Source organism: Roseovarius sp. THAF27 (assembly GCF_009363655.1).
In the GTDB taxonomy this organism is placed as follows: Bacteria; Pseudomonadota; Alphaproteobacteria; order Rhodobacterales; family Rhodobacteraceae; genus Roseovarius.
Genome location: NZ_CP045393.1, coordinates 3,970,915 through 3,995,925, shown reverse-complemented (window position 1 = coordinate 3,995,925; position 25,011 = coordinate 3,970,915). Strand labels below are relative to the sequence as shown.

The window sequence follows — 25,011 nt, the reverse complement described above, 5'->3', positions numbered from 1 at the left end:
ATCTTCGATGCCACGTTTTTCCGCCAACCTGGGGTTCCTGTGGACGGGTCTGGACCTGCCGCGAGCGGTTCATGCCGCGGCGAAGGCCGGGTTCGACGCGGTCGAGTGCCATTGGCCCCATGAGACGCCGCCCAAGAGCCTGCGTGCTGCGCTGGATGCCACTGGGTTGCCGCTCCTGGGGCTGAATACAACGCGCGGCGACCACGAGAAGGGCGATTTCGGTCTAACCGCCATTCCCGGCCGCGAGGCCGAGGCGCGCGACGCGATCGACGCGGCCCTGGACTACGCCGAGATCGCAGGCGCCGAGTCCGTTCATGTCATGGCGGGCACAGCAGAGGGTCGGGCGGCGGAAAAGACGTTTCGTGACAACCTGGAATATGCATGTGATCGGGCACGCGACCGAATGATCCTGATCGAGCCGATCAACCCGTTCGACGCCCCGGGCTATTTTCTTCAATCGCCGGACCACGCGCGGCGTGTGATTGCGGATGTGCACGCGCCGAACCTCCGGATGATGTTCGATTGCTACCACGTGGGCAGGCTCGGACAGGATGTTCTGATGCAGTTGAACGACGTGCTCGAGCATGTCGGACACATCCAAGTGGCGGCGGTGCCCGACCGCGGCCCGCCTGACCAAGGCACGCTCGACTACGCGGCGCTGTTCCGTGAGATAGATGCGCTGGGCTGGCAGCGTCCGCTTGGCGTGGAATACAAGCCAGAGGGTGATACGGAAGCGACCCTTGGCTGGCTGGCACGCACCAAGGCGCTGTAACATCTCATCACGCCAGCCGGCTCGCCCATGACAGGTGACAGAACGCGGCGTATTATGGATGCAATCAGTGAGGATGAAATGATGCCCGGAACGCCCAAGCGGACCATGTCGCGACGGACCGTCATTGGCGCGGGCCTGATTACGGCGGCCGCTGTCGGCGCGGGATACCGCGTTGCGTCACATCAGCGCTTCGACGGGTCGGAGCTTTTCGTACGAGACGCCTTCGAAGCGGCGCAGGTTGGAGATGTCGTTCTGGTCGATATCCGCACGCCCGAGGAATGGCGTCAGACCGGCGTCGGGCAGGGCGCGCACCCGATTGACATGCGCCGCAGCGATTTTATTGCAGCTCTCGACTGTTTGACGGGCGCGCGGAAACACGCGCCGATCGCCTTGATCTGTGCACGCGGTGTGCGGTCCGCCAGGTTGGCACGCGCCCTGGTGAATGCAGGTTACACGAATATCGTGAACGTGCCGGAAGGTATGCTCGGCTCCCGCGCCGGGCCCGGTTGGATTGCCAGCGGACTTCCGGTCACGAGCTACGACGGGTAAGCCGCGCTATTCCGCGGCCTGTTGGCTCGATGCCTTGCCCTCCAGCGCCAGTTTCAGTTCCGCGCGGTAGTGCCGCGCTGCCTGCGTGATCGGCGGTTCGCGCCACAGTTCCTTTGTGCCCATCCACTTGGACACTAGACCTTTCAGCGACACGCCACTCAGCGCCGAAAGCGGCACTGCAAGCAAGAGGCTGACGGCGATCGGAAGCAGCCAGAGCGACACCACACCGGCCGCCATGCCCGCCACCAGAAGTACACCGCTGACCGTTTCCAGGGCATGGCAGATCACCAGAGTACCAAGACCATAGCGACCGCCTTCGCGTTGCTGTGGGCTCCACCCGCTTTGCAGGCCGAAGACGGTACGGAACACGGCGATCATCTGCTGCACCATAAGGATCGGGGCATAGGCCACCGAAAGCGCCAGTTCCGAGAGGAACGACAGGGCGAAGCGCCAGGTGCCGCCATACTCGGCGAAGCGCGAGCGGGTCAAAGGTACCACGAGAATCCCCAAAAGCTTGGGCGCCAGCAGGAGTGAGTACATCAGCGCGATGATCAGCACGTGCCGCGCCTCGGTCATCTCGGGCCAGGTCGGCATCAGCGGGTTGTCGGGGCGGAAATAGGTCAGCACGGACTTGTCGCCGCCGTGCCCCATCAAAGCCCACATGACCAACAGAGCGAACCAGATCGGCGAGGCGAGATAGCTCATCGCGCCATGGAACATGTGAAAGCGCGAGGCGGTGCGCAGCCCGCGCGTGGACAAGAGGCGCAAGTGTTGCAGGTTGCCCTGGCACCAGCGGCGGTCGCGCTGGATATGGTCGATCAGCGTCGGAGGAGTTTCCTCGTACGAACCACGGATGCGCGGCAGCACCCGCACGCCCCAGCCGGCGCGGCGCAACAGGCCCGCCTCGACGAAATCATGGCTCATGATCAGTTGATCGCGCCCGGTGAAGGACCGCAGATGCGGCAGGCCCGCGCTGGCCGCAAAGGCCTCGGTTCGAATGATCGCGTTATGGCCCCAATAGTTGCCTTCCTGCCCGGTCCAGCGCGCCAGGCCTTCGGCGAGGGCGGTTCCGTACACGCCATTGGCGAATTGCTGCATCCGGGAAAACACGGTGTTGGCGCCGATAAGCTGCGGACAGCTTTGGATCAATCCTGCGCCGGGATCTTGCGCCAACGCGTCGGTCAGCCGACCGATGGCGCGACCGGACATCAGGCTGTCCGCGTCGAGAACCAGCATCGCGGGCCAGTCCGCGCCCCAGTTCTGCACCCAGTCCGTGATGTTGCCGACCTTACGATCAGTGTTTTCAGCCCTGCGCCGGTAGTAAATCTTCAGCCCCGGCGACAGCGTGGCCTGCAACGCGCGGATACTGTCCTGTTCCGCCTTGGCAATCGCGTCGTCGCGCGTGTCGCTGAGGATGAACATGGCAAAGTCGTGCGGGCCGCCGCGCGCGCGCAACTCTTCAAGCATGGACCGCGCGTTGCCCAGAACGTACCACGGCACCTCGTTGTAGATCGGCATCAACAGCGCAACCTTGAGCGGCCGGGGATGGCCCGGACGCTTCAGCGCCTGGGTCAGGGACCCCAGGCCCAGCGTCACGGTCGTCACCGTCAGGCAAAGCCAGAAGACATTGAACGACATGAGGCCCAGAAGCGTCGCTTCGATCAGCGTCAGACCGGCATCTCCGAGCCAGTCCCACATGATCCAGATAAATCCGATTGTCGCGAAAATCGCGGGTATGAAGACGACGCAGCGCCACAGCGTAACGTTTTCCCCGGGCTGGGCGGGGGGCGCCTTGGGGTCGGCATAGATCGCGTCAAGGTCCTGTTCAGGCATCTCCAGGGGCGCACGCGGCGGCATTATCCGAAGATCGTTCATTATGCAGTCCACCTGTAAAGCCACACTTCGGAGGCGTTTTGCCCGTCCTTGCGCAATTGAGCGCGCAACTCGACGTGCCGCCGTTCGCCCGGTTCGAAGTTGAACGCGAGGCGAAGCCCGCCTGTCGACGGGTTGCGTTGCAGAACGCCCTCACTGACCTCGACATGCGGTGAAGACGTATGAACGTCGATCGCATCCGGTCCTTCGTCAAATAGGGGGCTGTCCTCGAAATCAATGACGACGACGCGGCCTTCGGCGAAGGCCCGCTTACCCATCGCGGTATTCAGAACCCTTGGAAGATCGCGATGCACCGGGGCGTCGGCGCTCCAGGTCAATCGATAGGCCAGGTCAACCTGCGACCCTGCCGTCATCGGATTTGCAGGCCGCCAATAGGCCACGATATTGTCGTAGATCTCTTCTTCGGTCGGGATCTCTACCAGGGTGACGGCACCGGGCCCCCAGTCGCCCTTCGGTTCGACCCAAAGACCGGGCCTGTTGTGGTAAAGCGCTTCGAGGTCCGCGAAATCGGACAGCTTGCGCGCCCTCTGCATCAGCCCGAAACCGCGCGGGTTCGTGTCGCCGAAGCTGGACACCTGAAGCTGCAAAGGGTTGGCGAGGGGCCGCCAGATCATCTCTCCATTGCCGTTCAGCATCAGCAGCCCGTCGGTGTCGTGCACGGCGGGGCGGAAATCGTCAAAGCGGCTGCGGTTGGTCTGGTCGTAGAGGAACATGGACGTCAACGGCCCAACGCCGACATTGTTCAATTCGACACGCGGAAAAAGCGTGGCCTCGACTTCGATCACGCTGGCCGGTCCGGGCGTGATATCGAAACGATAGGCGCCCGACACGCTGGGGCTGTCCATCAGCGCATGTACGACCATGTTTGCCTGGTCCGGTCCGGGCGCTTCCAGCCAGAACTGGATGAACTCGGGGAATTCCTCGCCTTCGGGGTCGGCCGTGTTCACCGCCAGGCCACGACCGGACAATCCGTAGGTCTGCCCGATGCCGATGGCTCGGAAGTAGCTGGCGCCCTGAAAGACGCAGAACTCGGTCTTGTACTCGGGGTGCCCCAAGTCGGTGCGCAGGCGGATGCCGGAAAACCCCAGGCTTTCGCCGGTCTTGGTCAGGTCCGGCACCAGGTCGCCCTTGTCGAACATCGCAAGGTCGAACGGCACCGGGTGCGCCATACCGTCTTCGACCGTGAAGACCTTGACGGCGCGCGGGAAATAAAGGCCCGGCGCGAAGAAATCTATGTTGTAGGACCGACCCGTGTCCGCCCAGAGCGCATGGTCGCGGGGAAAGCGGATGTCGCGATACTGATCATAGGTCAGGGCGCGCCAATCCTCGGGCACCGTTTCACGCGGTGTGTAATCCTGCTGCGACCTCTGGCGCGCCAGCTCGATCACCATCTCGCGGCTGAATGGCACGGGTTCGTCGGTGGCGACAGCTTGACGTGCCGCGACGGGCCACAGGGCCGACGCCGCAACTCCGCCCAGAAGCTGGCGACGCGAAAGCGAGAGAAGTCGGTTCATATCGGCGACCTTGTGGGTTTGCGGGGTTTCCACGGCGTCGACTTGAACCACGCCGCCGTGTAGGCGCAGGCAACGAGCAAGCCGAAACCAACCAGATTGATGAACGCATTGGTCCAGGGGTTGCGGACAAGATCATCTCCGTCCAGCGTCGACGTCTCGTCGAGCCACACCCCCAGGAACCGGGCGAGCAGCATCGAGAACACGAACACGGCAAGCGATTGCTGGCCGACCTTCATGATGATGTTGTTGACCACCCAGGACCAAACCTGACCGACCCGCAGGTACTTGCCGCCTTCGCCGACGGCGACCCATCCCAGATAGCCAAGCGCAAGCATGTGCAGATAGCGAAACAAGCCGAACTCCGTCTTGCTGCGCAGGACGCCGAAGTCGCGGTAAGTATCCCATTGCCAACTGCGGATCGTATCCGCCCACCAGGCCGGCTGCCAGTCGTAGGCGCGCATCCCGACGGATGAAAAGACAAAGGAAAAAAGCACATACGCAAGCGCGATGCCGATCAGGGTCATGTTGACCGGCGGGCGCGGCAACCAGCCGATCATCAAGGCAAACCCGGTGAAGAAACAAAGCTGCCAGCCGAACGGGTTGAAGAACCACGGGCGTTCATCCTGGCCCTCCGGAAACCAGAGCTGTGCGGGAAGTTGCAGCGGCGTGACATCCGTGTCGCTGAAAAGCTCGAGCATCTCGACATTCGCGGTGCACCAGATCAGGACGCTTGCGCCCAGAACTGCCATCGGGTGCAGGCGCGACAGGGCCATCATGAACGGGATCATCGCAAGGATTGCCAGGTACATCGGCAGGATGTCGAAGTAGTTGGGCACATAGGTCAGCGTCATGAGGCCGATCATGTTGCCTTCGATGTTGTCCAGGAACGGCGGCAGGTTCAGCTGACTTACGTAGTCGCGCAGGGTAAAGCCCAGATACGGCAGCGCCAACATGCAGGTCAGGACGACGAAGAAAAGACCTATGTGGGCCCAGTAGACCTGCCAGACGCGAAAGGCGATCCGGGCGCTTCCCAGCGCCAGCCCCTTGGTCTGGAACAATTTGCCGAAGGCGATGGCCGACGCCATGCCAGAGCAGAACACGAACATCTCGGTCGCGTCGGAAAACCCCCAGCGTGCCGGGATCCACTTTGTCCAAAGGTTGCCAGGGGTGTGCGCCAGAAGGATGATGAACATCGCAATGCCGCGGAAGAAGTCCAGCCGCGGGTCACGCACCGTGGCCGCAGGTGTCGCACTGACAGCTGGGGCCTCGACAGTTTCTTGATAATCGGATGATGGCGAAATTGCCGCCATGGCTTTGGTCTTTCTGTTCTGATCCGGGAATCGATTTTGGTCTATTCGGCCGGTACGGAGGTTGAGTCATACGCAGTTCGGCCTGACGCGATAAGCGCGCGACGGTTGGCGGCGTATCCGTCTTCGCGCCCCGCGCGCTTGGATTGACGATCATCTAGGATTGCTTCGGCCTGATCCAAGTACCCGGCGCGGATTCCGGCATCTATTGTCATGCGTTCGAACACGTCGCGCTGGGCATGGCTGCCTCCGGCGCGGTGCATCCCGTCGCGGGCCTGGGCGAGATTGGCAAACGCCTCGTCGAACCGCGCCTCGCCGAAAGCCTCAAGCCCCTGTGCCGCGGCCATGCCCGGGTCGCTCATGCGGCTGCCCATCTCGCAATTCGACTTGGCGTCCTTCGCGATACGTTGCACCAGGCGTGCGGTTGCGTCGGGTTTCCTGTCGCCGGTCAGGGCCATCAGGTAATGCAGATCGGCGAAAATCAGGCAGCCATCCTCTGTCCGGGTCTCGCAGATATCGGACAGCTCTTCCCACCTGTCGCCGACATTCACGCCTTCCAGTTCCAACCGCATCAACAGAGACGTCGCATTCGAGATGTCGCGGTAATCGTCCGTCTGATCGTTGCGTACCTGGGTGTCATAGAGATCGAGCACCGTATCCAGCTGCCCGAGGTCGAGATGCATCAAGGCCTTGTGCCACCACACATGGTACCGAAAATTGTTGCAGTGCGACCAGGCAGCCTCGCGCCCCGTCAACCAGTCGAGCCCTTTTCGGGAATTCGCAGTCATATCGTGAACATGGGCCACCGCGTGCAGGCCCCAGGCGTCGTCGGGCGCCATCCAGAGCGCCTGTCGTCCCGCGATCTCGGCCTTTTCGTAGTCGCCGGTTTCCTCAAGCGCGAAGGCATGACAGCCCAGCAGGTAACCGCGGGCGGCATGGTCGGTGCCGTAGGCAGGCAAGACCCGCTCGATCGAGCGCCGCATCCCGGCGGCGTCGCCAAGTACGAAGCGCACCGCGTGGCTGAGTTTCATCGCCAAGGCGTCTTGGGGATGGGTCTGCAGGATATCTTCGAAAAGTGCCACAGCGCCACTGGGGCTGCCGTCCAGCCAGGCGCCCAGCGCATCGACATACTTGCGCTCCCGGGCGGTGGCGTCGTTCTGGGCAAGCTCGCCCCGTGCGGTCACGTAGCTGTCCGTCGCGGTTTCAAGCAATTCCCGCCGGCCCAACAGAACGTAGAACAGACCTTTCAGCGCGTGGGCGTGCGCAAAGCCTGGCTCGACCTCCAGAACCTTCCCAAGGTGTTCGGGCGTCACGGCGGCATGGGCGAGGAAGCCCAGCATCGTGTCGTTCCACGCGAGCAACGCCTTTTCGTTACTCAGGCTGGTCGGAGTTCCGAAGATATCGAATTTCATTGCCACTTCCGTTGTTGCCGCGAGTCCAACCCGCTGCACTTGCTTAACAAAAAGGTAAGTCAGTCACATAACGGTATCGGTTGCGCTAACGTATTGGTGAAGCTTCGTGTAGAGTGTCTGATGGGCCCATGCGGAATTTCGCCTAAAAAACGAACCATTCGGCGGATTTACCCCGAAAGGTGGGTCTTGGCGCCGGATTCTTCAGCAAATGTTACACGGCAAAGGTGCCGCAGCGCCTAGATTCGGCCGTCATAGCCCCCCGGCTCGATCTCGGCAGCGATCACGCTGAACGTATCGCAGTGCAGCGCCGCTTGAAGAGCCGTGCGCAATTCGGCTCGTGTGCGCACCGTATGGCCCGCCCCGCCAAACGCGCGCCCCATCGCCGCGAAATCGTGTCGTGCGAAGTCGACACCCTTGTTGGCCAACTGCCGCTGGCGCTGCTTCAGCTCGATCAGCGCCAGGCTTGCATCCACGAAAACAAGAAAGATGGGCGTCAGTCGCAGTTCGGCGGCGGTTGCCAGTTCCCCGGCCACCATAAGAAATCCGGCATCGCCGGAAAAGCTGACGACAGGTCTGTCGGGCTCGGCAATCTTCAGGCCCATCGCCATCGGAACGGCGCACCCCATGGTGCAAAGCGCCGAGGACTGGATCAGTCCGCGCGGCTCTGTGCAGCGCCACATCTGGCTGAGAAGGATGCGATGCGCGCCGCTATCGGCGGTGGCCAGCGTGTCGTCGGGCATCACCGCGCGGGTTTCGGCGATGACACCGGCAGGCCCCCATTTGTCGGTATCGGGGAAGGCGCTCGCCAGGGCCTTTCGCGCAGCCGCGGGTTCGTCGTCGGGCCAGGTCGTGCCGACGGGCGTGCCCTGGGCCAGCATCTCCAGCGTCTCGCCGGTATGCCCGACGAAGTTCAACGAGGCCTGGTGCATGTAATGCGTGTTCGGCACGGCGGCGATGTCGATCACCGTCTGGCGGGCGGGATCAAAGGCGTTGCGCCAGCCCGTGCGCATCTCGATCGGGTCGTACCCGATACAGAGCACAAGGTCGGCCTTTGCGATCAACGGCAGCAGGTGCGTGTCCGCAAGCGGCGACAGGCCCGCACCGCCAAGGCAAAGCGGGTGGTCCTCGGGCAGCACGCCCTTTGCCTTGTAGGTCGTGACGAAAGGTATGCCGAACTGTTCCAGAAACGCGCGCAGGACGGTGTGCGACGCGTCTTGCAGGACATCGAGACCGACCACGGCGATAGGGCGGGATGCCGTGGCAAGCGCCTCGCGGGCACGGGCCGCGTCGGCGCCGGAGGGCGCGGTCGGCGACGCTGGCACACGCACCGGACGCGGCGCGTCGGCGGGTACCTGGGTGTCCGCCACGCTGATCGGGACGTCGATATGCACCGGGCCGCAGCGCGGCTCGGTCGCGAGGGCGACGGCCTTGTCGGCGATGATACCGGCGCCTGCGGCGGTCAGCTCGAACGTGGCCTTTGTGATGGGCCGGAAGACCGCGCGATGATCGAGGATCTGGTGGGTATAGGTCAGTGCCTCGTCGGCATCGACACAGCCGGAAAGCACGATCATCGGCACGCGATCCTGCTCTGCGTTGGCGACCACGTTGACCCCGTTCATCGCGCCGGGCCCGACGGTGGCCACCAGGATTGCGGGTGCGCCGTCGCGGTGATGCACGGCTTCGGCAATGAACCCACCGGCATTCTCGTGCTTGACCAGGGTGAAACGAATACCGGCCTTTTCCAGCGCGTCGACGAGCGTCAGCACTTCGCCCCCGGGCATACCGAACGCATGGCGGCACCCGGCCTGATACAGGCGCTGGGCCAGGACGTCGGCGGCGCGTAGCGGTGAGTTGGTCATGGTCTGTCCCCGAGGTCTGTCGTCGTTGACACGGACCCTAGCCACATTCGCAACGCCGTGTCCCGCTGCTTTTGCGCAAGTTGCATCACAGCTGCGTCAGTCTTTCCCGTTTGCAAAAGAAAACGGCCCCCGCGATGTCGGAGGCCGTTCTTGAGAGCATCAAGAGATGTCAGTCTTCGATCATTTCCGCCGATTTGACGATAACCTCGGCCTGCTTGATCGAGGCGATGTCGATCAGGCGGCCCTTGTAGGTGGTGGCGCCCAGGCCCTTTTTCTTGGCCTCTTCCATCGCTTCGAGGATCTCGCGCGCCTCGGTGACGGCTTCCTCGGTCGGGGTGAAGATCTCGTTGCACGCCTCGACCTGGCTGGGGTGGATCGCCCATTTACCGACCATGCCCTGCGTCAGCACGCGCAGCGCCTGCGCGCGGAAGCCTTCGGGGTCGGAAAAATCGCCGAACGGGCCGTCGACGGGCAACAGGCCGTGGGTGCGGCAGCAGGCGACGATCTTGGCGGTGGCCCAGTGCCACGGATCGACCCAGTAATTCTCGCCCTTGCGGTGCATGTAGTAGTTTTCCTGCGTGCCGCCGATGCCTGTGGTCTGCATACCCATGTAGGCGGCGAAGTCGGCGGCGCCGAGGCTCATCGCCTCCATCCGGGGGCTGCCTTGCGCGATATCCTCGACGTGGCAGATGCCCATCGCGGTTTCGATGATGCATTCGAACGCGATGCGCTTCTTGTGGCCCATGGCCATCTCGATCGAGCTGACCAGCGCGTCGACGGCGTAGATATCATCGCCCGAACCGGCCTTTGGGATCATGATCATGTCGAGACGACCGTTGGTCTGTTCCAGCAGGTCGACCACATCCTTGTACCAGTACTGGGTGTCGAGGCCGTTGATGCGCACGCTGAGGGTCTTCTTGCCCCAGTCGATGTCGTTGATCGCCTCGATCGCGTTCTTGCGGGCCTGGTCCTTGTCCGACGGCGCGACGGCATCTTCGAGGTCGAGGTTGACGACGTCGGCCTTGGACTTGGCCATCTTCTCGAACAGGCTGGTGTTCGAGGCCGGTCCGAAGAGTTGGCAACGGTTGGGACGCGCGGGCGCCGGAGGTTGCGGGCGGAAACTCATATTGTGATCCTTTGGTCAGATTGTTGCGAAACCACGTCGCAGACCAGCTATAAAATTGCGCGGACAATGGCAAGCAGATGACAACGACCTGCATGCGTCGCAAACGCGCGGTCACGGCATCGCCCACCGATTAGCATGGCCGCATGAGACGCGCGTTGGTGGAAAACCGGGCCCTGTTCATGGGCATGACGATGCTGATGGTGGCGAACGGGCTGCTGGTGACGTTGCTGACCATTCGCGGGGCGGGAATCGGGTTCTCGGATTTTTCCATCGCGATGATGCAGGCCTGCTATCCCTTGGGGGCGCTGGCCGGGACGATCATCACGCCGCGACTGATCGAGAAGGTGGGCCATATCCGCGTGTTTTCGGCGCTGGCCTCGATGGTGTCCGTGGCCGCGATTGCACATCTTCTGACCAGTGATCCGGTCAGCTGGAGTGTCATGCGCCTGTTGGCGGGGTTCTGTTTTCCGGGCCTCTACGTGATCACCGAAAGCTGGCTGAACGCCAAGGCCGAAAACCGCCTAAGGGCGCAGATACTGTCGGTCTATTTCATCATCCAGACGGCCGGTCCGGCGCTGGGCACAGCCATGGTGGCCTTGCCGGACCCGACGGGAAACATGCTTTTCGGGTTGGCCTCGATCCTGCTGTCTGTGGGGTTCGTACCGCTGCTTCTTTCCAACAATCGCGCCCCGGATTACACCGCGCCCGAGCGGATGCCGGTGGCCCGACTCTACCGCGTGTCGCCGATGGCGGTGCTGGGAACCGTGATCATGGGTGCGGGCGTGGTTTCGTGGTTCATCGCTCTGCCGCTCTATGCCTTGCGCAGCGGGTTTTCCGACGCGCAAGCGTCGGGGGCGCTCGTTGTCGCGATGATCGTGGCGGCGTTCGTGCAATATCCGGTCGGCTGGATTGCGGACCACGTGGACCGGCGCTTCGTGGTCATGGGGTTGGCCTTGGTCACCGCGGCGGCGGCGCTCTGGATGGCGGTGGATACGGCGCCCTCGCGGATCGTGCTGGGCTTTTCGGTGATCGCGGCGGTGTCCTTGCCGGTGTATTCCGTGCTGGCGGCGCACGCCAATGACCACCTGAGCCCCGGGCAGATCGTGGCCGCAAGCGGAACGATGGCGTTTCTGCTGCAACTGGGACAGTTCGGCGGCATGTTGGTGGGTCCGAACCTGATTTCGATGATCGACGGGCGGGGACTGCAACTGTTCATCCTGGCGACAAGCCTTGTGGTCGCCGCAATCGCGGTTGTCCGCAGGGTTTCGTCCGAGCCGCCGGAAGAAACCGGGTCGGTGCAGGCGATGGGCGTGCTCGGGGTGCCGCAACCGGGCCTGTTGCAGGCCGAGGCCGTGTCGGAGGAAATGGAAGAGAGGGCGGAGGCGCCCGACCCTCCGGCGCAAGAATCTGCTGAAAAATTCGCAAGATGACAGGGAATCTTGCCGCTCTTCCCTGGAGGCTCGTCAATTCGGTATGAATTTTCGGGGAACTCGGTGCACCATTCCGCAGAACCGATTCTGGAAAGGACCAAAATATGATCGAGACCCCGTACCTGTTGTTTCTGGGCGATGCCCCCGACATGCTGGCCGCGAAAGTGGCTATCGGCATAAGGGACTGGCGACCGGAATACGCGGTGGGGCAGATCCGGCTGCCGGGGTGCGGCGCCGACCTGGGCCTGACGGACATGACCCTGGCCGAGGCGAGGGACGCTGGCGCCAAGACGCTGGTGATCGGGGTGGCGAACCGCGGTGGCGTGATCTCAGACAAATGGAAGGCTGTGCTGCTGGAGGCGCTGGCGATGGGCTATGACATCGCGTCTGGCCTGCATAACCTGCTGAAACACGAGGAAGACCTCGTGGCAAAGGCCGAAGCGCATGGCCGCACGCTGCACGACGTGCGGGTGCCGTCGGTCCGCTATCCGATCGCGGATGGCAAGAAGCGCAGCGGCAAGCGCTGCCTCGCGGTGGGCACCGATTGCTCGGTCGGCAAGATGTACACGGCGATGGCGATGGAGCGCGACATGCACGAGCGCGGCATGAAGGCCTCGTTCCGCGCCACCGGGCAGACCGGCATCCTGATTACGGGCGACGGCGTGCCGCTGGACGCGGTGATTGCCGATTTCATGGCCGGGTCGATTGAATACCTGACGCCGGACAACGACGAGGATCACTGGGACCTGATCGAGGGGCAGGGCAGCCTGTTTCACGTGTCCTATTCCGGCGTGACCCTGGCGCTGATCCATGGTGGCCAGCCCGACGCGCTGATCCTGTGCCACGAGCCGACACGCACGCATATGCGGGGCCTGCCGGATTACAGCTTGCCCAGCCTGCAGACCCTGCGGGACACCGCGCTGCCGCTGGCGCAGATCGCGAACCCGGCGTGCCGCGTTGTCGGCGTTTCGGTCAACACCCAGCATATGAGCGAGGACGACGCCAAGGCGTATCTCGCCAGGGTCGAGGACGAGATGGGGCTGCCCGCGACGGACCCGTATCGCTTTGGCTCGGCCAAGCTGGTGGACGCGCTGGAAGCGCTCTGATCCAACTGCGAGGGCCGGTGGCGAGTGACGGATGCCTCCGGCGGGGATATTTATGGCCAGAAGAAGAGAGGGCGATCCTTCATGCAGATTTCCGTGACGCGCGATGTGTTCAAGCTGGCGCAGGTGTTCACCATCAGCCGGGGCTCGCGCACCGAGGCGAAGGTTCTGACCGTGTGCGTGACCGAAGGCGGCGTCACCGGGTGGGGCGAATGCGTGCCCTATGCGCGGTATGACGAGACATTGGACAGCGTGACGGCGCAGATCGAGAGCCTGCCCGAGGAAGTTTCCCGCGAAAAGCTTTACGATTTGTTACCGGCGGGCGCGGCACGGAACGCGGTGGATTGCGCGCTGTGGGATCTGCAGGCGAAACAGGCCGGAAAGCGGGTCTGGGACCTGGCCGGATTGCACGCGCCGGGGCCCGAGATCACGGCCTATACGCTGTCGCTGGACGACCCCGAGAAGATGCGGGAGCAGGCAGCGAAGAATGCCCATCGGCCCTTGCTGAAGATCAAGCTGGGCACGCCCGATGACATGCCGCGGCTGGAGGCCGTGCGCGCGGGCGCGCCCGAGGCCAAGATCATAGTTGATGCCAACGAGGGTTGGAGCGCCGAGGTCTATGCCGACCTTGCGCCGCACCTTCAACGCCTGGGCGTAGCGCTGGTGGAACAGCCCTTGCCGGCGGCGGAGGATGACGCGCTCCTGGGGGTGGAGCGGCCCGTGCCGGTTTGCGCCGACGAGAGCTGTCACGACCGCGCCAGCCTGCCAGGGTTGAAGGGCAAGTACGACATGGTGAACATCAAGCTGGACAAGACCGGCGGGCTGACCGAGGCGCTGGCGCTGCGCGCGGCGGCGCTGGCCGAAGGGTACGACGTGATGGTGGGCTGCATGATCGGATCGAGCCTTGCGATGGCGCCCGCGGTGCTGGTGGCGCAGGGTGCGACGGTGACCGACCTTGACGGGCCGCTGCTGTTGGCCGAAGACCGGGACGAACCTTTGATTTTCGACGCGGCCGGGGTGCATCCGCCCTCGGCCAAGCTATGGGGATGACGATGCGAACCGTGTATGTGAACGGCGATTACCTGCCTGAGAACGAAGCCAAAATCTCGATTTTCGACCGGGCGTTCCTGATGGGCGACGGGGTCTACGAGGTGACCAGCGTGCTGGACGGAAAGCTGATCGATTTCGAGGGGCACAATCGCCGGCTGCAACGGTCGCTGGACGAGCTGGACATGCCGCACCCGGCGGTGATGGGCGATCTGCTGGAGATCCACCGCGAGCTGGTGCGGGTGAACGAGATCGAGGACGGGCTGGTTTACCTTCAGATCACGCGGGGCGCGCCGGGCGACCGGGACTTTGCCTACCCGGACCCCGACACGCCGCCGACCGTGGTTCTGTTCACCCAGTCGAAGCCCGGGCTGGCCGACAATCCGGTGGCGAAAAAAGGCATCAAGATCATCACCTTGGAAGATCTGCGCTGGGGCCGTCGGGACATCAAGACGACGCAGCTTCTGTATCCGTCGATGGGCAAGATGATGGCCAAGAAGGCGGGGTGCGACGATGCCTGGATGGTGCAGGACGGGTGTGTGACCGAAGGCACGTCGAACAACGCCTATATCGTCAAGGACGGCAAGATCATCACCCGGGCGCTGTCGAACGACATCCTGCACGGAATCACCCGCGCCGCCGTGCTGCGCTTTGCCGAAGAGGCGCAAATGCAGGTGGAGGAACGGAATTTCAGCGTCGAGGAAGCCAAGGACGCCGACGAGGCGTTCGTCACCTCGGCCAGTGCTTTCGTGATGCCGGTGGTCGAGATCGACGGGGCCAGCCTGGGGGAAGGGACGCCGGGAGCGGTGGCGACGCGGTTGCGCGAAATCTACATCGAGGAAAGCCGGAAGGTCGCTGTCTGAGCGAATCGCGGGTTAACGCTGGAATCGCACGTCAGTATTGCGTCGGTATTCGAGTGGTATCGCGTCGGTACCATCCGCAAATCGCGTTCGTTGACCGGCCGTCCGGTGCTTCGGGGTCAGAGCGCGGCGACGGCGGCTGCGAAGCGCGTGATCTCGTCCTCGGTGTTGTAGGCGTGAACCGAGGCGCGGGCGAGATGGTCGAGACCGCGGGCGCCGAGATCGAGCTGGGCGCTGGTGCGGTTGGAAACGGAGATGTTGATATTCCGTGCCCGCAAGGCGCCGGTCACCTCGCGCGGCGTCCGGGCGTCATGGGTGAAGGTCACGATGCCGCATCTGCGCTGGCCCAGATCGTGGACCGTCACGCCGGGGATATCGCGAAGCGCGCTGCGCAGGGCCTCGCCCAGATCGGCGACGCGGGCCTCGATGGCGGGCAGCCCGATCTCCCGGGCATAACGGGCGGCGGTGCCGAGGCCGATCTGGCCGGCCACATAGCGCTCCCAGTTTTCGAAGCGCTTGGCATCGGGGGCGAGTTCAAAGCTGTCAGGGCCGGTCCAGGTGGCTGAGAGCAGGTCGATGAAGGGCGGATCGAGATCCTCGACCAGACCGTCGCGTACGTAGAGAAACCCGGTGCCGCGCGGGCCGCGCAGGTACTTGCGGCCGGTGCCAGAGAGCATGTCGCAGCCGAGCTTTTCGACGTCGAGGTCGATCTGGCCCGCCGACTGGCAGGCATCCAGCAGGTAGGTCAGGCCATGCTCGCGGGCGATGCGCCCGACCTCTTCCGCCGGGTTCACGAGACCGCCTTGGGTGGGGACGTGGGTGAGGGCAATGAGACGCGTTTTGGGCTGCATCAGAGACTGAATCGCGTCGACATCGACCTGCCCGTTGTCATCCGACGGGATAAGGTCAATCTTCAGCCCGCGGCGCTGGGCCTGAAGCAGCAGGCCGAGATAGTTCGACACGTATTCCGAGGCATGGGTCAGGATGCGGTCGCCGGGTTGCAAGGGCAGGCTGAAGAAGGCCATGTCCCAGGCACGGGTGGCGTTCTCGATATAGGCGATTTCGGATGGCTTGGCGTTCAGCAGCGCCGCCATCTCGGTGTAGAAGGCGTCGGCCTGTGCCTTGGCTTCGGCGTGCGCCTCGTACCCGCCGATGCGCGCCTCGAGCGCGAGGTGATCCGACAGGGCCTGTTGCACCGGCAAGGGCATCAGGCCCGCCCCCGCGTTGTTGAAGTGCAGGAGCGTTTCGCAGGCGGGGGTGTCGGCGCGCAGGCGGGCGATGTCGAGTGTCATGAGTTCAGGTCTTGGGGCCCACGTTTTCGGCGAAGGACTTGTCGAAGGCCGCTTTCTTGTCGTCCGATGCGTCGGTCTGGTAGTTCGCCTTCCACTCGTCCATCGTCATGCCATAGAAGATTTCGCGCGCCTCGTCCTTGGTCATGTCGATGCCGCGTTCGTTGGCGGCTTCCTGGTACCAGCGGCTGAGGCAGTTGCGGCAGAAGCCGGCGAGGTTCATCATGTCGATGTTCTGCACGTCGGTGCGCTTTTCCATCAGGTGCTCGCGCAGGGTGCGGAACGCGGCGGCCTCGAGTTCGATGCGGGTCTGGTCGTCCATCTTCGGGTCTCCCTTATTCGGTCAGAGCATACGTTTCATATAGGGCTGTTGGATATCATCCAAGCGGACGGTCAGGCTGCCGACGTCCGGCAGGTGCGCCTGAAGCGTGTCCAGCACCAGTTGGGCGAGTTCCGTGCGGACCTCGTCACTGCGGCCGGGCAGGAGAAGGAGGGTGGCGTGGGCGAAGCTTTGCGGCTCGACGCCGATGCGCGAGGCGGTGGCGGCGAGAGTGCGGGTGCGCACAGTGTCGGGGCTGGTGACGCTGTGGTGATCCGCAAATTTCTGCCACAACGCGTCGCAGAGAGCCTGAAGGTCGTGGCTGTCTTCCAGGCCGCTGGAATGTTCGATGACGATGTGCGGCACGCGCGCCTCCTCTTGGTCGGTGAATGTGGCGGTCTTTTGATGAAATCACCCGGATTGCAGTGAAACAGTCTCTGAATCGACTCCGGCATGACCCGCCGCCTCGACCAGCATGGGGGCGAGGCGCTGGGCCCAGGCCGTTTGCTGGTCTTCGGTGACGATGAGGTCGTTGCGCAGTTCGATCAGGGCATTCAGGCGCTGGTAGGCGATGCCGTGGCGCGCGATGGCGTCGCCGGGCAGATGGCCGCCATAGGGTTCGTTCTCGCCGACGCAGATGTCGGGTTCCTGCGCCATGCGGTTGATCAGCGGGCGGGTCAGGCGTTCGTCGGTCGCATAGAGCACGCCGATGTGCCAGGGCCGGGGCGGGCGGTTCCGGAGTTGGCGCGTGAAGGAGTGGATCGAGACGATGATTGTGTCGTCCTGCCGCGCGGCCAATCGAGCCAATTCGCTGTGATAGGGTCTGTAGAGCGCGTTCAGGCGCTGTTCGATATCGGCTGGGCCGACATGGCGGTTGGCGGGAATGATGGTGCCGTCATAGAGCTTCATCACCAGGGTCGGATCATCCTCGCCTCGGTTGGGGTCGATCACCAGGCGGGAAAAGTTGGTCATGATGCAGGGCGCGTCCAGCGCACGGGCCAGCGCCCGCGCCACCCCGGCGGCGCCGGGATCGTAGGCGATGTGGCGGGCCATGTCCGCCGGGTCGAGCCCGAGCGAGCCGCCGTTCACGAAGGGCGGCACGGTGTTGGCGGCGTGGTCGCAGGTGACGAGCCATCGGGTGGGGCGATCTGCCCCTTCGGTGAAAAACGGTCGATATGTCATGGTGATGTCATCTCTTGCCCGCCACTTTTATGTCAGTTGTCAGGGAATGGGAATTAAGTAATAACCCTGCGTAAGTTTAGCGCTAACGCCGGCTGGACAATAAGGTAAGGACAGACATGAGACGCTATCGCAATGTGAAGATCGTGGCCACGCTGGGCCCGGCATCGGACACCTATGAGACGATCCGGGCTCTGCATGAGGCGGGGGCGGATGTGTTCAGGCTGAACATGAGCCACGGCACGCAGGACGATATCCGCGCCAAGCACGAGATCATTCGAAAGGTCGAGCAGGACCTGGACAGTCCGATCGCCATCCTGGCGGACCTGCAGGGGCCGAAGCTGCGGGTCGGGCCATTCAAGAACGGGTCGGAAGAGCTGGAAGAGGGCGCGTCGTTCCGGCTGGACCTGGATGACGCCGAAGGCACGATCGACCGTGTGAACCTGCCGCATCCCGAGATTTTCCAGGCGCTGAAACCCGGCGCGCGATTGTTGGTCAATGACGGCAAGATCCGCCTGAAGGTCACCAAATGCGGCAATGACTATGCCGAAACCGAGGTTGTCACCGGCGGCACGATTTCGGATCGCAAGGGCGTGAACGTGCCTGACGTCGTGCTGCCGCTGGCAGCGCTGACCGATAAGGACCGCGCCGACCTGGAGTTCGCCTGCGAGCTTGGCGTGGATTGGCTGGCGCTGAGCTTCGTGCAGCGGGCGCGGGACGTGATCGAGGCAAGCGCGCTGGTGCGCGGGCGCGCGGCGATCATGGTGAAGGTGGAAAAACCGTCGGCGGTGACGGATTTCGATGCCATCCTGAAAGAGGTCGACGGGATCATGGTGGCCCGCGGCGACCTGGGCGTGGAACTGCCGGTGCAGAACGTGCCGCCGTTGCAAAAGCGGATGGTGCGCAAGTGCCGCGCGGCGGCCAAGCCGGTGATCATCGCCACGCAGATGCTGGAATCGATGATTTCCAGCCCGATGCCCACCCGCGCCGAGGTCAGTGACGTGGCCACGGCGATTTACGAAGGCGCGGACGCGATCATGCTGTCGGCGGAATCGGCGGCTGGCGAGTACCCGATCGAGGCGGTGCAGACGATGGACAACGTGGCCCGCGAGGTCGAGGAGGATCCGACCTATACCGAGATCATCGAAGCCTCGCGCAAGGCCGACCGCACCACGGTGGCCGACGGGATCGTCGCCGCGGCGCGGGAAATCGCGGAAACCACCGATGTGGCGGCGATCTGTTGCTTTACGCAAAGCGGCACGACCGCGCTGCTGACCGCGCGCGAGCGGCCGCGCGTGCCGATCATCGCCATGACGAACGTGCGCGACACGGCGCGGCGGCTGTCGCTGAACTGGGGCACCGACTGCGTCATGACGCCGGAACTGTCGCGGTTCAAGATGGCGGTGCAGAACGCCACGCGCGCCGCGCTGAAGCAGGGATACGCCACCGAGGACGACCTGGTGATCGTCACCGCGGGCGTGCCGTTCAACGTGCCGGGTACGACCAATATCCTGCGAGTAGCGCCCTGTAATCAAAAGGAACTTTCTTCGACTGACCAAGACTGAACTGCGCTATACTATTCCGCAGAGCAGTTAACGGAGGATCTTTTGAATGGATCCCGATCTTCTTTTCGTCATTGGTCTGGTGCTGGGTGTCTTCTCTATCCCGTCGATCCTGTCGGCGCTGTCGGACGGGCATGCGCCGCGGGTTGCGGCGCTGACGATAATCGCATCCGCTGTGATGATCTTTTGGGCAGTGCAGAACAAGCCGGGCGGGTATGATTTCAGCGAGATACCCGACGTCTTTGTCCAGGTGGTGGCAAGGTACCTGACCTGAGGCCGCTTGGACGGCCCTGGCGTGAAAAAGGGGCGACACATCGTGCCGCCCCGATCCGATCCTAGAAGAAACCCAGCTTGTTGGGGTTGTAGCTGACCAGCATGTTCTTGGTCTGCTGGTAGTGGTCCAGCATCATCTTGTGGTTCTCGCGCCCGATGCCGGACTGCTTGTAGCCGCCAAAGGCCGCGTGCGCCGGGTAGGCGTGGTAGTTGTTGACCCAGACGCGCCCGGCCTGGATGCCGCGCCCGAAGCGGTAGCAGGTGTTGGCGTCGCGCGACCAGACCCCGGCGCCAAGGCCGTAGATCGTGTCGTTGGCGAGCTCCAGCGCCTCGGCCTCGTCCTTGAAGGTGGTGACCGAGACGACGGGGCCGAAGATTTCCTCCTGGAAGACGCGCATCTTGTTGTGGCCTTTCAGGATGGTGGGCTGGATGTAGTAGCCCTCGGAGAGCTCGCCCTCCATCTGGGCCGCCGCACCGCCGGCCAGCACCTCGGCGCCTTCCTCGACACCGATCTGCAGGTAGCTGAGGATCTTGTCCTGCTGTGCGCGGCTGGCCTGTGCGCCCACCATCGTGTCCATCAGGCGGGGGTCGCCCTGCTTGATGGCCTTCACGCGTTCGATGGCGCGGGCGATGAACTCTTCATAGATGTCTTCCTGGATCAGCGCGCGGCTGGGGCAGGTGCAGACTTCGCCCTGGTTGAAGGCGAAGAGCACGAAACCCTCGATCGCCTTGTCGAGAAAGGCGTCGTCCTTGGCCATCACGTCGGAGAAGAAGATGTTGGGGGACTTGCCGCCCAGTTCCAGCGTGACGGGGATCAGGTTCTCGGTCGCGTATTGCATGATCGTGCGGCCGGTCTGGGTGGAGCCGGTGAAGGCGATCTTGGCGATGCGGTTGGATTTCGCCAGCGCCGCGCCGACCTCGGCGCCGTAGCCGTTGACGATGTTCAGCACGCCGTCGGGCAGCAGGTCGGCGATGACCTCCATCAGCACCATGATCGCGGCGGGGGTCTGTTCCGCCGGTTTCAGGACGATGCAGTTGCCGGCGGCCAGCGCCGGGGCGAGCTTCCACGCGGCCATCAGCACCGAGAAGTTCCACGGGATGATCTGGCCCACGACACCAAGCGGCTCGTGGTAGTGATAGGCGACGGTGTCGGCGTCGATTTCGGACATCGCGCCTTCCTGGCCGCGCAGGACGCTGGCGAAGTACCGGAAATGGTCGACGGCGAGCGGGATGTCGGCATTGACGGTCTCGCGGATCGGCTTGCCGTTGTCCCATGTCTCGGCCACGGCGATCAGGTCGAGGTTTTCCTCGATCCGGTCGGCGAGTTTGAGCAGGATGTTGGCGCGTTCGGTGGCCGAGGTGCGGCCCCACGCGTCTTTGGCGGCGTGGGCGGCGTCGAGCGCCAGCTCCACGTCGGCGGCATCCGAGCGGGCGATTTCGCAGACCGGCTGGCCGGTGATCGGGGTCACGTTGTCGAAATACTTGCCGTTCACGGGCGGGGTGAATTTGCCGCCGATGAAGTTGTCGTAACGGGTCTTGAACGGCGATTGGAATTCCGCCGAGAGTTGCGTCTGTTCGTTCATGTTGGTTCCTCCTGGTCGCCTCGGGTCCTCCGCCCGAAGTCGTGACGACAGGGGTGACGTGCGAAGAGCGATTCGTCAGGAGGGGGGCAAGCGGTGGTGGCGCGGGGGTGTCTCAGAACTGAGACAGGTCGGGTCAGGTGTCGTCCAGACCCAGCCGTTTCATGCGCCGATAGAGCGTGGCGCGGCCGATTCCCAGCGCGCGGGCGGCCTCGGACACGTTGCCGCCAGCGCGGGTGAGGGCGCGCACGACGGCGGCGCGCTCGGCCTTCTCGAAGCCGCGGGGGCCGTCCTCGCGCCCGAAGATGTCCGAGGCGGGGCGGGGCGTGAAGACGCCGCTGGGCGACAGGCCGAGCGCCTTGCGGGCCTCGCGGGTGGCGCCCACCACGATGTCGTCGCCATCCACGGCCAAGAGCGTCGCCGCGCTGCCTTCGGCAGAATCGGCCACCACGATGCGGGCCTTCGGATAGGAGGCGCGAAAGAAATCTGCCTCGATCGCGTGGGCGGTCTGATCGACCATCGCGGCGATGAGGCGGTTATAGGCCTCGGTCTGGTCGACACGGGCCGAGGAGACGTCGAGCGCGGCCAGAAGCCCGCCATCGGGGCCGAAAATGGGCGCGTCCATGCAGCTCATGCCGATGTTGCGGGCGAGGAAGTGGTCGTCGCGGTGAATGGTGATACGGCGTTTCTCGGTCAGGCAGGTGCCGATGCCATTGGTGCCCTCCGCGGCCTCGGACCAGTCGGCGCCGACGGCGAGGCCCCAGTCCTCGAACGTGGTGCGGTCCCCGTCGGAACAGCGCTGGTCGAGGATGACGCCGCTTTCGTCGGTCAAGAGGACGCCGCAGCCCGAGAGGCCCACGAGACCGAAAAGCTGGTCAAGCTTGGGGGCGGCGATGGTCATGAAGCGGTCGAGGCGGGCGCGGCTTTCGTCGGCCACGCTGTGATCGACGCGCTGGCCCTGTGCCGGGGCGGCGGGATCGAGCCCGTGCCGTTCCATCGAGCGGTGCCAGGACGCGGCCAGTGCCGAGCGCGCGGCGGCGCTGGGCGAGTTCACCGCGTTCACGACCTTGTCGATATGGCGCTTCCTGTCCAGCCTGCCGATCCTCCCTGGGCCGGATGTTACCGGCAATCGGATTTCCGCGCAAATGGCGCTTTGACGCGAGGCGGGGTCGGGGGTCAGTCCAGCACGACGATACCGGAATGCTTCTGCTTGTGCTCGGGCTCCACGTGGATGGTGATCCGTGCGCCCTCGACCGCCTGTTTCAGGGCGGCTTCGACCCGGTCGCAGATCTCGTGCGCGTCGAAGACCGTGGTGTCGCCGGGCACGACGAGGTGAAAGTCGATGAAGATCGCCGGCCCGGCATGGCGGGTGCGCAGGTCGTGCGCCTCGACCGCGCCGCCGGCCTCGGTCGCGATGATCTCGCGCACGGTGTCGAGCGTTTCGTCGGATACGGCCTCGTCCATCAGGCCGCTGAGCGATTCGCGCACGACGCGCGAGCCGGACCAGAGGATGTTGACCGCGACGATGGCGGCCATGATCGGGTCGAGCATCCACCAGCCGGTGATCATCGCCAGAAGGACGCCAAGCGCGACGCCCGCCGAGGTGACGACATCGGTCCACAGGTGGCGTCCGTCGGCGACGAGCGCGGGCGACGAATTGGCTCGGCCGCGGGTGACCAGGACCCAGGCCCAGAGCGCGTTGAAGACCGTGGCGGCGCCGTTGATCAGAAGCCCCTCGACCGGCATGTCGAGTGCTGCGGGATCGAGAAAGCCGCGATAGGCCTCGCGCAGGATGACGAGTGCGGCGATGATGATCATCACGCCTTCGAGCACGGCGCTGAAGAACTCGGCCTTGTGGTGGCCGTAGGGGTGCGAGGAATCCGCCGGTATGGCGGCGATGCGGATCGCGATGAGCGCCGCGATGGCCGTGGCCACGTTGACGGTGCTTTCCAGGGCATCCGACAGAAGGGCCACCGAGCCTGTCAGCCACCACGCCAGGCTTTTGATCGCGAGCACGATCGCACCGACGAAGATGCTTGCCATGGCGAGCCGGAGGGTGGTGGACACTGGCGCCTCCCGTGGGTTGGGAAAATTCGGTCTAGCCCTGCGGGTGCGTGTTGGCAAGCGCCCGGGGCACGCCCCCTTTCCAGGACGGCCGCAAACCGGGGCAAACCCCCTTGCTTTACGCACGCTGTCGTCCTATACGGCGCTCTCATTCGCGCGGCCGGCCGAAGTGGCATGCCGAGTCGCGCATAAGACCGACCATCAAGAGGAGCCGGAAATGCCCAAGATGAAGACGAAATCGAGCTGCAAGAAGCGGTTCAAGGTGACGGCCAAGGGCCGCGTGGTGGCTGGCCAGGCCGGCAAGCGCCACGGCATGATCAAACGCACCAACAAATTCATCCGCAACGCGCGTGGCACCACGACGCTGAGCAAGGCTGATGAGCAGATCATCAAGCCGATGATGCCTTACGCACGCTGAGGAGGTTCGAGACATGTCGAGAGTCAAAGGTGGGACCGTTACCCACGCCCGTCACAAGAAAATCACCAACGCCGCAAAAGGCTATTACGGCCGTCGCAAGAACACCTTCAAGGTGGCGGCACAGGCCGTGGACAAGGCCAACCAGTACGCCACGCGCGACCGCAAGAACCGCAAGCGGAACTTCCGCGCGCTGTGGATCCAGCGGATCAACGCCGCCGTGCGCGCCCATGACGAATCGCTGACCTATTCGCGGTTCATCAACGGCCTGTCGCTGGCCGGTGTCGAAGTGGACCGCAAGGTCCTGGCCGATCTGGCCGTGCACGAACCCGCCGCATTCGGCGCCATCGTGGAACAGGCAAAAGGCGCGCTGACCGCGTAAGCCTGCCGTTCGAGGGACAAGAAACGAGCGCCGTCGGGTCACCCCGGCGGCGTTTTTCTTTGTGCCGGGATCGTTAACAATTTTCTAAAATCAGACATACTTTCTCCGCAAAGTTGTGCGATGCCTTTTGACACAACGGCCCGGAAAGGGCGGCAACCCAGGAGGCAGAGACATGGTACGCGTGATCGTGCAGACCCGCGACGGGCAATCCGAACTGAGTGAAAAGGCCAAGCGGCTGCTGGCGGCGCATGACCGCGAAGTGCGCGAAATGCGCAGCACGTCAGCGGCCTGAGTTCCATTGGCCCGGTCCGGGGCGGGCGTGTGGATGCGGCTCAGGCCGCGTCTGGCCGTCCGAACGTCGCGGTGTTGGCCGGCGCAAGAAAGATCGACGTGGTCAGCAGGCTGAAGACGAATTCGTAAACCTCCCACTGCCGGGGGATCTCGACCACCAGCATCACCACGCTGGCGACAATGCCCATGATTCCGTGACGCCATGACGGCACCGGCCAAGCCAGGCGGTCCGCGATGCGCGTGACAAGGCGGGATCTGCCGTAAAGCGCCGGCAACGCCAGCAGGTAGAGCAGGATCGCGACAGTTAGCCCGCTGCCGAACACCGTCTTGGTCAGCTGCTTGCCGCCCACGACGATGTTGTGCAGCGTGATTTCCTCCTGGAAGTTGACCTCCCGGAGCGAGGCGGGCGTCTCCAGCCCCAGGATGCGCTGCCCCCAGGAAATCTCTTCGCCCGTGCCGAAAACGAAGATCAGGGCGTAGATCGACAGGCAGAGCCCGGCCAGCGCCTGGCCTTTGCGGCACTGGCGCGCGGAGTGCCATGCCAGCACCAGCGCCGACACGAACAGCATGACGGCGGTGCCGTACTCGACGGGGCCGTCCTCGATGGCGAAGCCGGTGGCGAACTGAGTGTCGAAGCCCAGGATCCAGTAGACCAAGGTGAAGAGGAGACTGGCGTTCATCAGCCCGAAGAGGAACTGGTCCACGGGGGAAAGGTTGCGCATAGGGACCTGCTATTGTTGATTAAAAAGCCTGCCCGGCTGCGCTATGGTCCGTCGTTGGGGGTG

The 25,011-nt window shown here is 64.0% G+C and carries 24 protein-coding genes; 10 read left to right on the top strand and 14 right to left on the bottom strand.

The window, feature by feature from the left end:
- Positions 1-7 precede the first annotated feature (7 nt).
- Together FIU89_RS19785 and FIU89_RS19780 are read left to right on the top strand one after the other, a co-directional pair.
- Positions 8-772, top strand: a complete 765-nt coding sequence (locus tag FIU89_RS19785) for a hydroxypyruvate isomerase family protein (RefSeq protein WP_152494180.1) — start codon at positions 8-10, stop codon at positions 770-772.
- Positions 773-826: 54 nt separating this feature from the next.
- Positions 827-1,321: a rhodanese-like domain-containing protein gene (locus FIU89_RS19780; RefSeq protein WP_254701743.1), complete on the top strand. Its 495-nt coding sequence runs from the start codon at positions 827-829 to the stop codon at positions 1,319-1,321.
- 6 nt (positions 1,322-1,327) lie between these two features.
- On the opposite strand, the gene mdoH is transcribed toward FIU89_RS19780, so the two are convergent.
- The 6 genes from mdoH to FIU89_RS19750 form a co-directional block, all read right to left on the bottom strand.
- Positions 1,328-3,178, bottom strand: coding sequence for a glucans biosynthesis glucosyltransferase MdoH (gene mdoH, locus FIU89_RS19775; RefSeq protein ID WP_254701742.1), 1,851 nt, complete (start codon positions 3,176-3,178; stop codon positions 1,328-1,330).
- A gap of 17 nt (positions 3,179-3,195) precedes the next feature.
- Positions 3,196-4,728, bottom strand: coding sequence for a glucan biosynthesis protein (locus tag FIU89_RS19770; RefSeq protein ID WP_152494178.1), 1,533 nt, complete (start codon positions 4,726-4,728; stop codon positions 3,196-3,198).
- Positions 4,725-6,038 carry an OpgC family protein gene (locus FIU89_RS19765; RefSeq protein ID WP_152494177.1) on the bottom strand — a complete coding sequence of 438 codons (1,314 nt, stop codon included), beginning with the start codon at positions 6,036-6,038 and terminating at the stop codon, positions 4,725-4,727. Before FIU89_RS19765 ends, FIU89_RS19770 begins: the two co-directional genes overlap by 4 nt.
- 41 nt (positions 6,039-6,079) lie before the next feature.
- Positions 6,080-7,447 carry a tetratricopeptide repeat protein gene (locus tag FIU89_RS19760; protein WP_152494176.1) on the bottom strand — a complete coding sequence of 456 codons (1,368 nt, stop codon included), beginning with the start codon at positions 7,445-7,447 and terminating at the stop codon, positions 6,080-6,082.
- Positions 7,448-7,683: 236 nt separating this feature from the next.
- On the bottom strand, positions 7,684-9,306 hold the full coding sequence (locus FIU89_RS19755; protein WP_152494175.1) for a thiamine pyrophosphate-binding protein: 1,623 nt from the start codon (positions 9,304-9,306) through the stop codon (positions 7,684-7,686).
- A 169-nt stretch (positions 9,307-9,475) separates the two neighbouring features.
- Entirely contained in the window at positions 9,476-10,432 is a 957-nt protein-coding gene (locus FIU89_RS19750) for a CoA ester lyase (protein ID WP_152494174.1), read from the bottom strand.
- A gap of 143 nt (positions 10,433-10,575) precedes the next feature.
- On the opposite strand from FIU89_RS19750, the gene FIU89_RS19745 reads away from it, so the two are divergent.
- The 4 genes from FIU89_RS19745 to FIU89_RS19730 all read left to right on the top strand — a co-directional run bounded on the left by FIU89_RS19745 (position 10,576) and on the right by FIU89_RS19730 (position 14,875).
- The gene (locus FIU89_RS19745; RefSeq protein WP_152494173.1) at positions 10,576-11,862 is read left to right on the top strand and encodes an MFS transporter; all 1,287 of its coding nucleotides are present in this window, start codon (positions 10,576-10,578) and stop codon (positions 11,860-11,862) included.
- Between the two features lie 104 nt (positions 11,863-11,966).
- Positions 11,967-12,968: an N-acetyltransferase DgcN gene (gene dgcN / locus FIU89_RS19740; protein WP_152494172.1), complete on the top strand. Its 1,002-nt coding sequence runs from the start codon at positions 11,967-11,969 to the stop codon at positions 12,966-12,968.
- 81 nt (positions 12,969-13,049) lie between these two features.
- Positions 13,050-14,015: an N-acetyl-D-Glu racemase DgcA gene (gene dgcA, locus FIU89_RS19735; protein ID WP_152494171.1), complete on the top strand. Its 966-nt coding sequence runs from the start codon at positions 13,050-13,052 to the stop codon at positions 14,013-14,015.
- Positions 14,012-14,875, top strand: coding sequence for a D-amino-acid transaminase (locus FIU89_RS19730; RefSeq protein ID WP_152494170.1), 864 nt, complete (start codon positions 14,012-14,014; stop codon positions 14,873-14,875). Before dgcA ends, FIU89_RS19730 begins: the two co-directional genes overlap by 4 nt.
- A gap of 116 nt (positions 14,876-14,991) precedes the next feature.
- On the opposite strand, the gene FIU89_RS19725 is transcribed toward FIU89_RS19730, so the two are convergent.
- The 4 genes from FIU89_RS19725 to FIU89_RS19710 are packed head-to-tail and all read right to left on the bottom strand — an operon-like array spanning position 14,992 to position 17,662.
- Positions 14,992-16,164 (bottom strand): aminotransferase class V-fold PLP-dependent enzyme, encoded by a 1,173-nt coding sequence (locus FIU89_RS19725; protein ID WP_152494169.1) that lies wholly within the window; start codon positions 16,162-16,164, stop codon positions 14,992-14,994.
- Between the two features lie 4 nt (positions 16,165-16,168).
- Positions 16,169-16,483, bottom strand: a complete 315-nt coding sequence (locus tag FIU89_RS19720) for a DUF1244 domain-containing protein (protein ID WP_057790537.1) — start codon at positions 16,481-16,483, stop codon at positions 16,169-16,171.
- Between the two features lie 21 nt (positions 16,484-16,504).
- Positions 16,505-16,846: a 5-carboxymethyl-2-hydroxymuconate Delta-isomerase gene (locus FIU89_RS19715; protein ID WP_152494168.1), complete on the bottom strand. Its 342-nt coding sequence runs from the start codon at positions 16,844-16,846 to the stop codon at positions 16,505-16,507.
- A gap of 45 nt (positions 16,847-16,891) precedes the next feature.
- Positions 16,892-17,662: an N-formylglutamate amidohydrolase gene (locus FIU89_RS19710; RefSeq protein WP_152494167.1), complete on the bottom strand. Its 771-nt coding sequence runs from the start codon at positions 17,660-17,662 to the stop codon at positions 16,892-16,894.
- Positions 17,663-17,778: 116 nt separating this feature from the next.
- On the opposite strand from FIU89_RS19710, the gene pyk reads away from it, so the two are divergent.
- On the top strand, positions 17,779-19,224 hold the full coding sequence (gene pyk / locus FIU89_RS19705; protein ID WP_152494166.1) for a pyruvate kinase: 1,446 nt from the start codon (positions 17,779-17,781) through the stop codon (positions 19,222-19,224).
- A 46-nt stretch (positions 19,225-19,270) separates the two neighbouring features.
- Positions 19,271-19,495 carry a hypothetical protein gene (locus FIU89_RS19700; protein ID WP_152494165.1) on the top strand — a complete coding sequence of 75 codons (225 nt, stop codon included), beginning with the start codon at positions 19,271-19,273 and terminating at the stop codon, positions 19,493-19,495.
- Between the two features lie 61 nt (positions 19,496-19,556).
- Here FIU89_RS19700 and adh read toward each other — a convergent pair whose 3' ends face one another.
- From adh to FIU89_RS19685, 3 genes are all read right to left on the bottom strand, one after another.
- Positions 19,557-21,077 carry an aldehyde dehydrogenase gene (adh, locus tag FIU89_RS19695; protein WP_152494164.1) on the bottom strand — a complete coding sequence of 507 codons (1,521 nt, stop codon included), beginning with the start codon at positions 21,075-21,077 and terminating at the stop codon, positions 19,557-19,559.
- A 133-nt stretch (positions 21,078-21,210) separates the two neighbouring features.
- Complete coding sequence (locus tag FIU89_RS19690; RefSeq protein ID WP_152494605.1) at positions 21,211-22,071, bottom strand: helix-turn-helix domain-containing protein; 861 nt, start codon at positions 22,069-22,071, stop codon at positions 21,211-21,213.
- Positions 22,072-22,250: 179 nt separating this feature from the next.
- Entirely contained in the window at positions 22,251-23,141 is an 891-nt protein-coding gene (locus tag FIU89_RS19685) for a cation diffusion facilitator family transporter (RefSeq protein WP_152494163.1), read from the bottom strand.
- Positions 23,142-23,355: 214 nt separating this feature from the next.
- Between FIU89_RS19685 and rpmI the strand changes: the two genes are divergently transcribed.
- The gene (gene rpmI / locus FIU89_RS19680) at positions 23,356-23,556 is read left to right on the top strand and encodes a 50S ribosomal protein L35 (RefSeq protein ID WP_152494162.1); all 201 of its coding nucleotides are present in this window, start codon (positions 23,356-23,358) and stop codon (positions 23,554-23,556) included.
- Between the two features lie 13 nt (positions 23,557-23,569).
- A complete protein-coding gene (gene rplT, locus FIU89_RS19675) occupies positions 23,570-23,935 on the top strand; it encodes a 50S ribosomal protein L20 (protein WP_152494161.1) in 366 nt (121 codons plus the stop codon).
- Positions 23,936-24,267: 332 nt separating this feature from the next.
- Here rplT and FIU89_RS19670 read toward each other — a convergent pair whose 3' ends face one another.
- Positions 24,268-24,948: a hypothetical protein gene (locus tag FIU89_RS19670; RefSeq protein WP_152494160.1), complete on the bottom strand. Its 681-nt coding sequence runs from the start codon at positions 24,946-24,948 to the stop codon at positions 24,268-24,270.
- Positions 24,949-25,011: the final 63 nt, after the last annotated feature.

Excerpts from the sequence above, each read along its gene's own strand:
- FIU89_RS19755 (WP_152494175.1), bottom strand. The coding sequence starts at position 9,306 with ATGACCAACTCACCGCTACGCGCCGCCGACGTCCTGGCCCAGCGCCTG.
- dgcN (WP_152494172.1), top strand. The coding sequence starts at position 11,967 with ATGATCGAGACCCCGTACCTGTTGTTTCTGGGCGATGCCCCCGACATG.
- rplT (WP_152494161.1), top strand. The coding sequence starts at position 23,570 with ATGTCGAGAGTCAAAGGTGGGACCGTTACCCACGCCCGTCACAAGAAA.
- FIU89_RS19760 (WP_152494176.1), bottom strand. The coding sequence starts at position 7,447 with ATGAAATTCGATATCTTCGGAACTCCGACCAGCCTGAGTAACGAAAAG.
- FIU89_RS19690 (WP_152494605.1), bottom strand. The coding sequence starts at position 22,071 with ATGGAACGGCACGGGCTCGATCCCGCCGCCCCGGCACAGGGCCAGCGC.
- dgcA (WP_152494171.1), top strand. The coding sequence starts at position 13,050 with ATGCAGATTTCCGTGACGCGCGATGTGTTCAAGCTGGCGCAGGTGTTC.
- FIU89_RS19700 (WP_152494165.1), top strand. The coding sequence starts at position 19,271 with ATGGATCCCGATCTTCTTTTCGTCATTGGTCTGGTGCTGGGTGTCTTC.
- mdoH (WP_254701742.1), bottom strand. The coding sequence starts at position 3,178 with ATGCCGCCGCGTGCGCCCCTGGAGATGCCTGAACAGGACCTTGACGCG.
- FIU89_RS19745 (WP_152494173.1), top strand. The coding sequence starts at position 10,576 with ATGAGACGCGCGTTGGTGGAAAACCGGGCCCTGTTCATGGGCATGACG.
- pyk (WP_152494166.1), top strand. The coding sequence starts at position 17,779 with ATGAGACGCTATCGCAATGTGAAGATCGTGGCCACGCTGGGCCCGGCA.
- FIU89_RS19750 (WP_152494174.1), bottom strand. The coding sequence starts at position 10,432 with ATGAGTTTCCGCCCGCAACCTCCGGCGCCCGCGCGTCCCAACCGTTGC.
- FIU89_RS19670 (WP_152494160.1), bottom strand. The coding sequence starts at position 24,948 with ATGCGCAACCTTTCCCCCGTGGACCAGTTCCTCTTCGGGCTGATGAAC.
- FIU89_RS19780 (WP_254701743.1), top strand. The coding sequence starts at position 827 with ATGGATGCAATCAGTGAGGATGAAATGATGCCCGGAACGCCCAAGCGG.
- adh (WP_152494164.1), bottom strand. The coding sequence starts at position 21,077 with ATGAACGAACAGACGCAACTCTCGGCGGAATTCCAATCGCCGTTCAAG.
- FIU89_RS19765 (WP_152494177.1), bottom strand. The coding sequence starts at position 6,038 with ATGGCGGCAATTTCGCCATCATCCGATTATCAAGAAACTGTCGAGGCC.
- FIU89_RS19730 (WP_152494170.1), top strand. The coding sequence starts at position 14,012 with ATGACGATGCGAACCGTGTATGTGAACGGCGATTACCTGCCTGAGAAC.
- FIU89_RS19785 (WP_152494180.1), top strand. The coding sequence starts at position 8 with ATGCCACGTTTTTCCGCCAACCTGGGGTTCCTGTGGACGGGTCTGGAC.
- rpmI (WP_152494162.1), top strand. The coding sequence starts at position 23,356 with ATGCCCAAGATGAAGACGAAATCGAGCTGCAAGAAGCGGTTCAAGGTG.
- FIU89_RS19710 (WP_152494167.1), bottom strand. The coding sequence starts at position 17,662 with ATGACATATCGACCGTTTTTCACCGAAGGGGCAGATCGCCCCACCCGA.
- FIU89_RS19725 (WP_152494169.1), bottom strand. The coding sequence starts at position 16,164 with ATGACACTCGACATCGCCCGCCTGCGCGCCGACACCCCCGCCTGCGAA.
- FIU89_RS19770 (WP_152494178.1), bottom strand. The coding sequence starts at position 4,728 with ATGAACCGACTTCTCTCGCTTTCGCGTCGCCAGCTTCTGGGCGGAGTT.
- FIU89_RS19720 (WP_057790537.1), bottom strand. The coding sequence starts at position 16,483 with ATGGACGACCAGACCCGCATCGAACTCGAGGCCGCCGCGTTCCGCACC.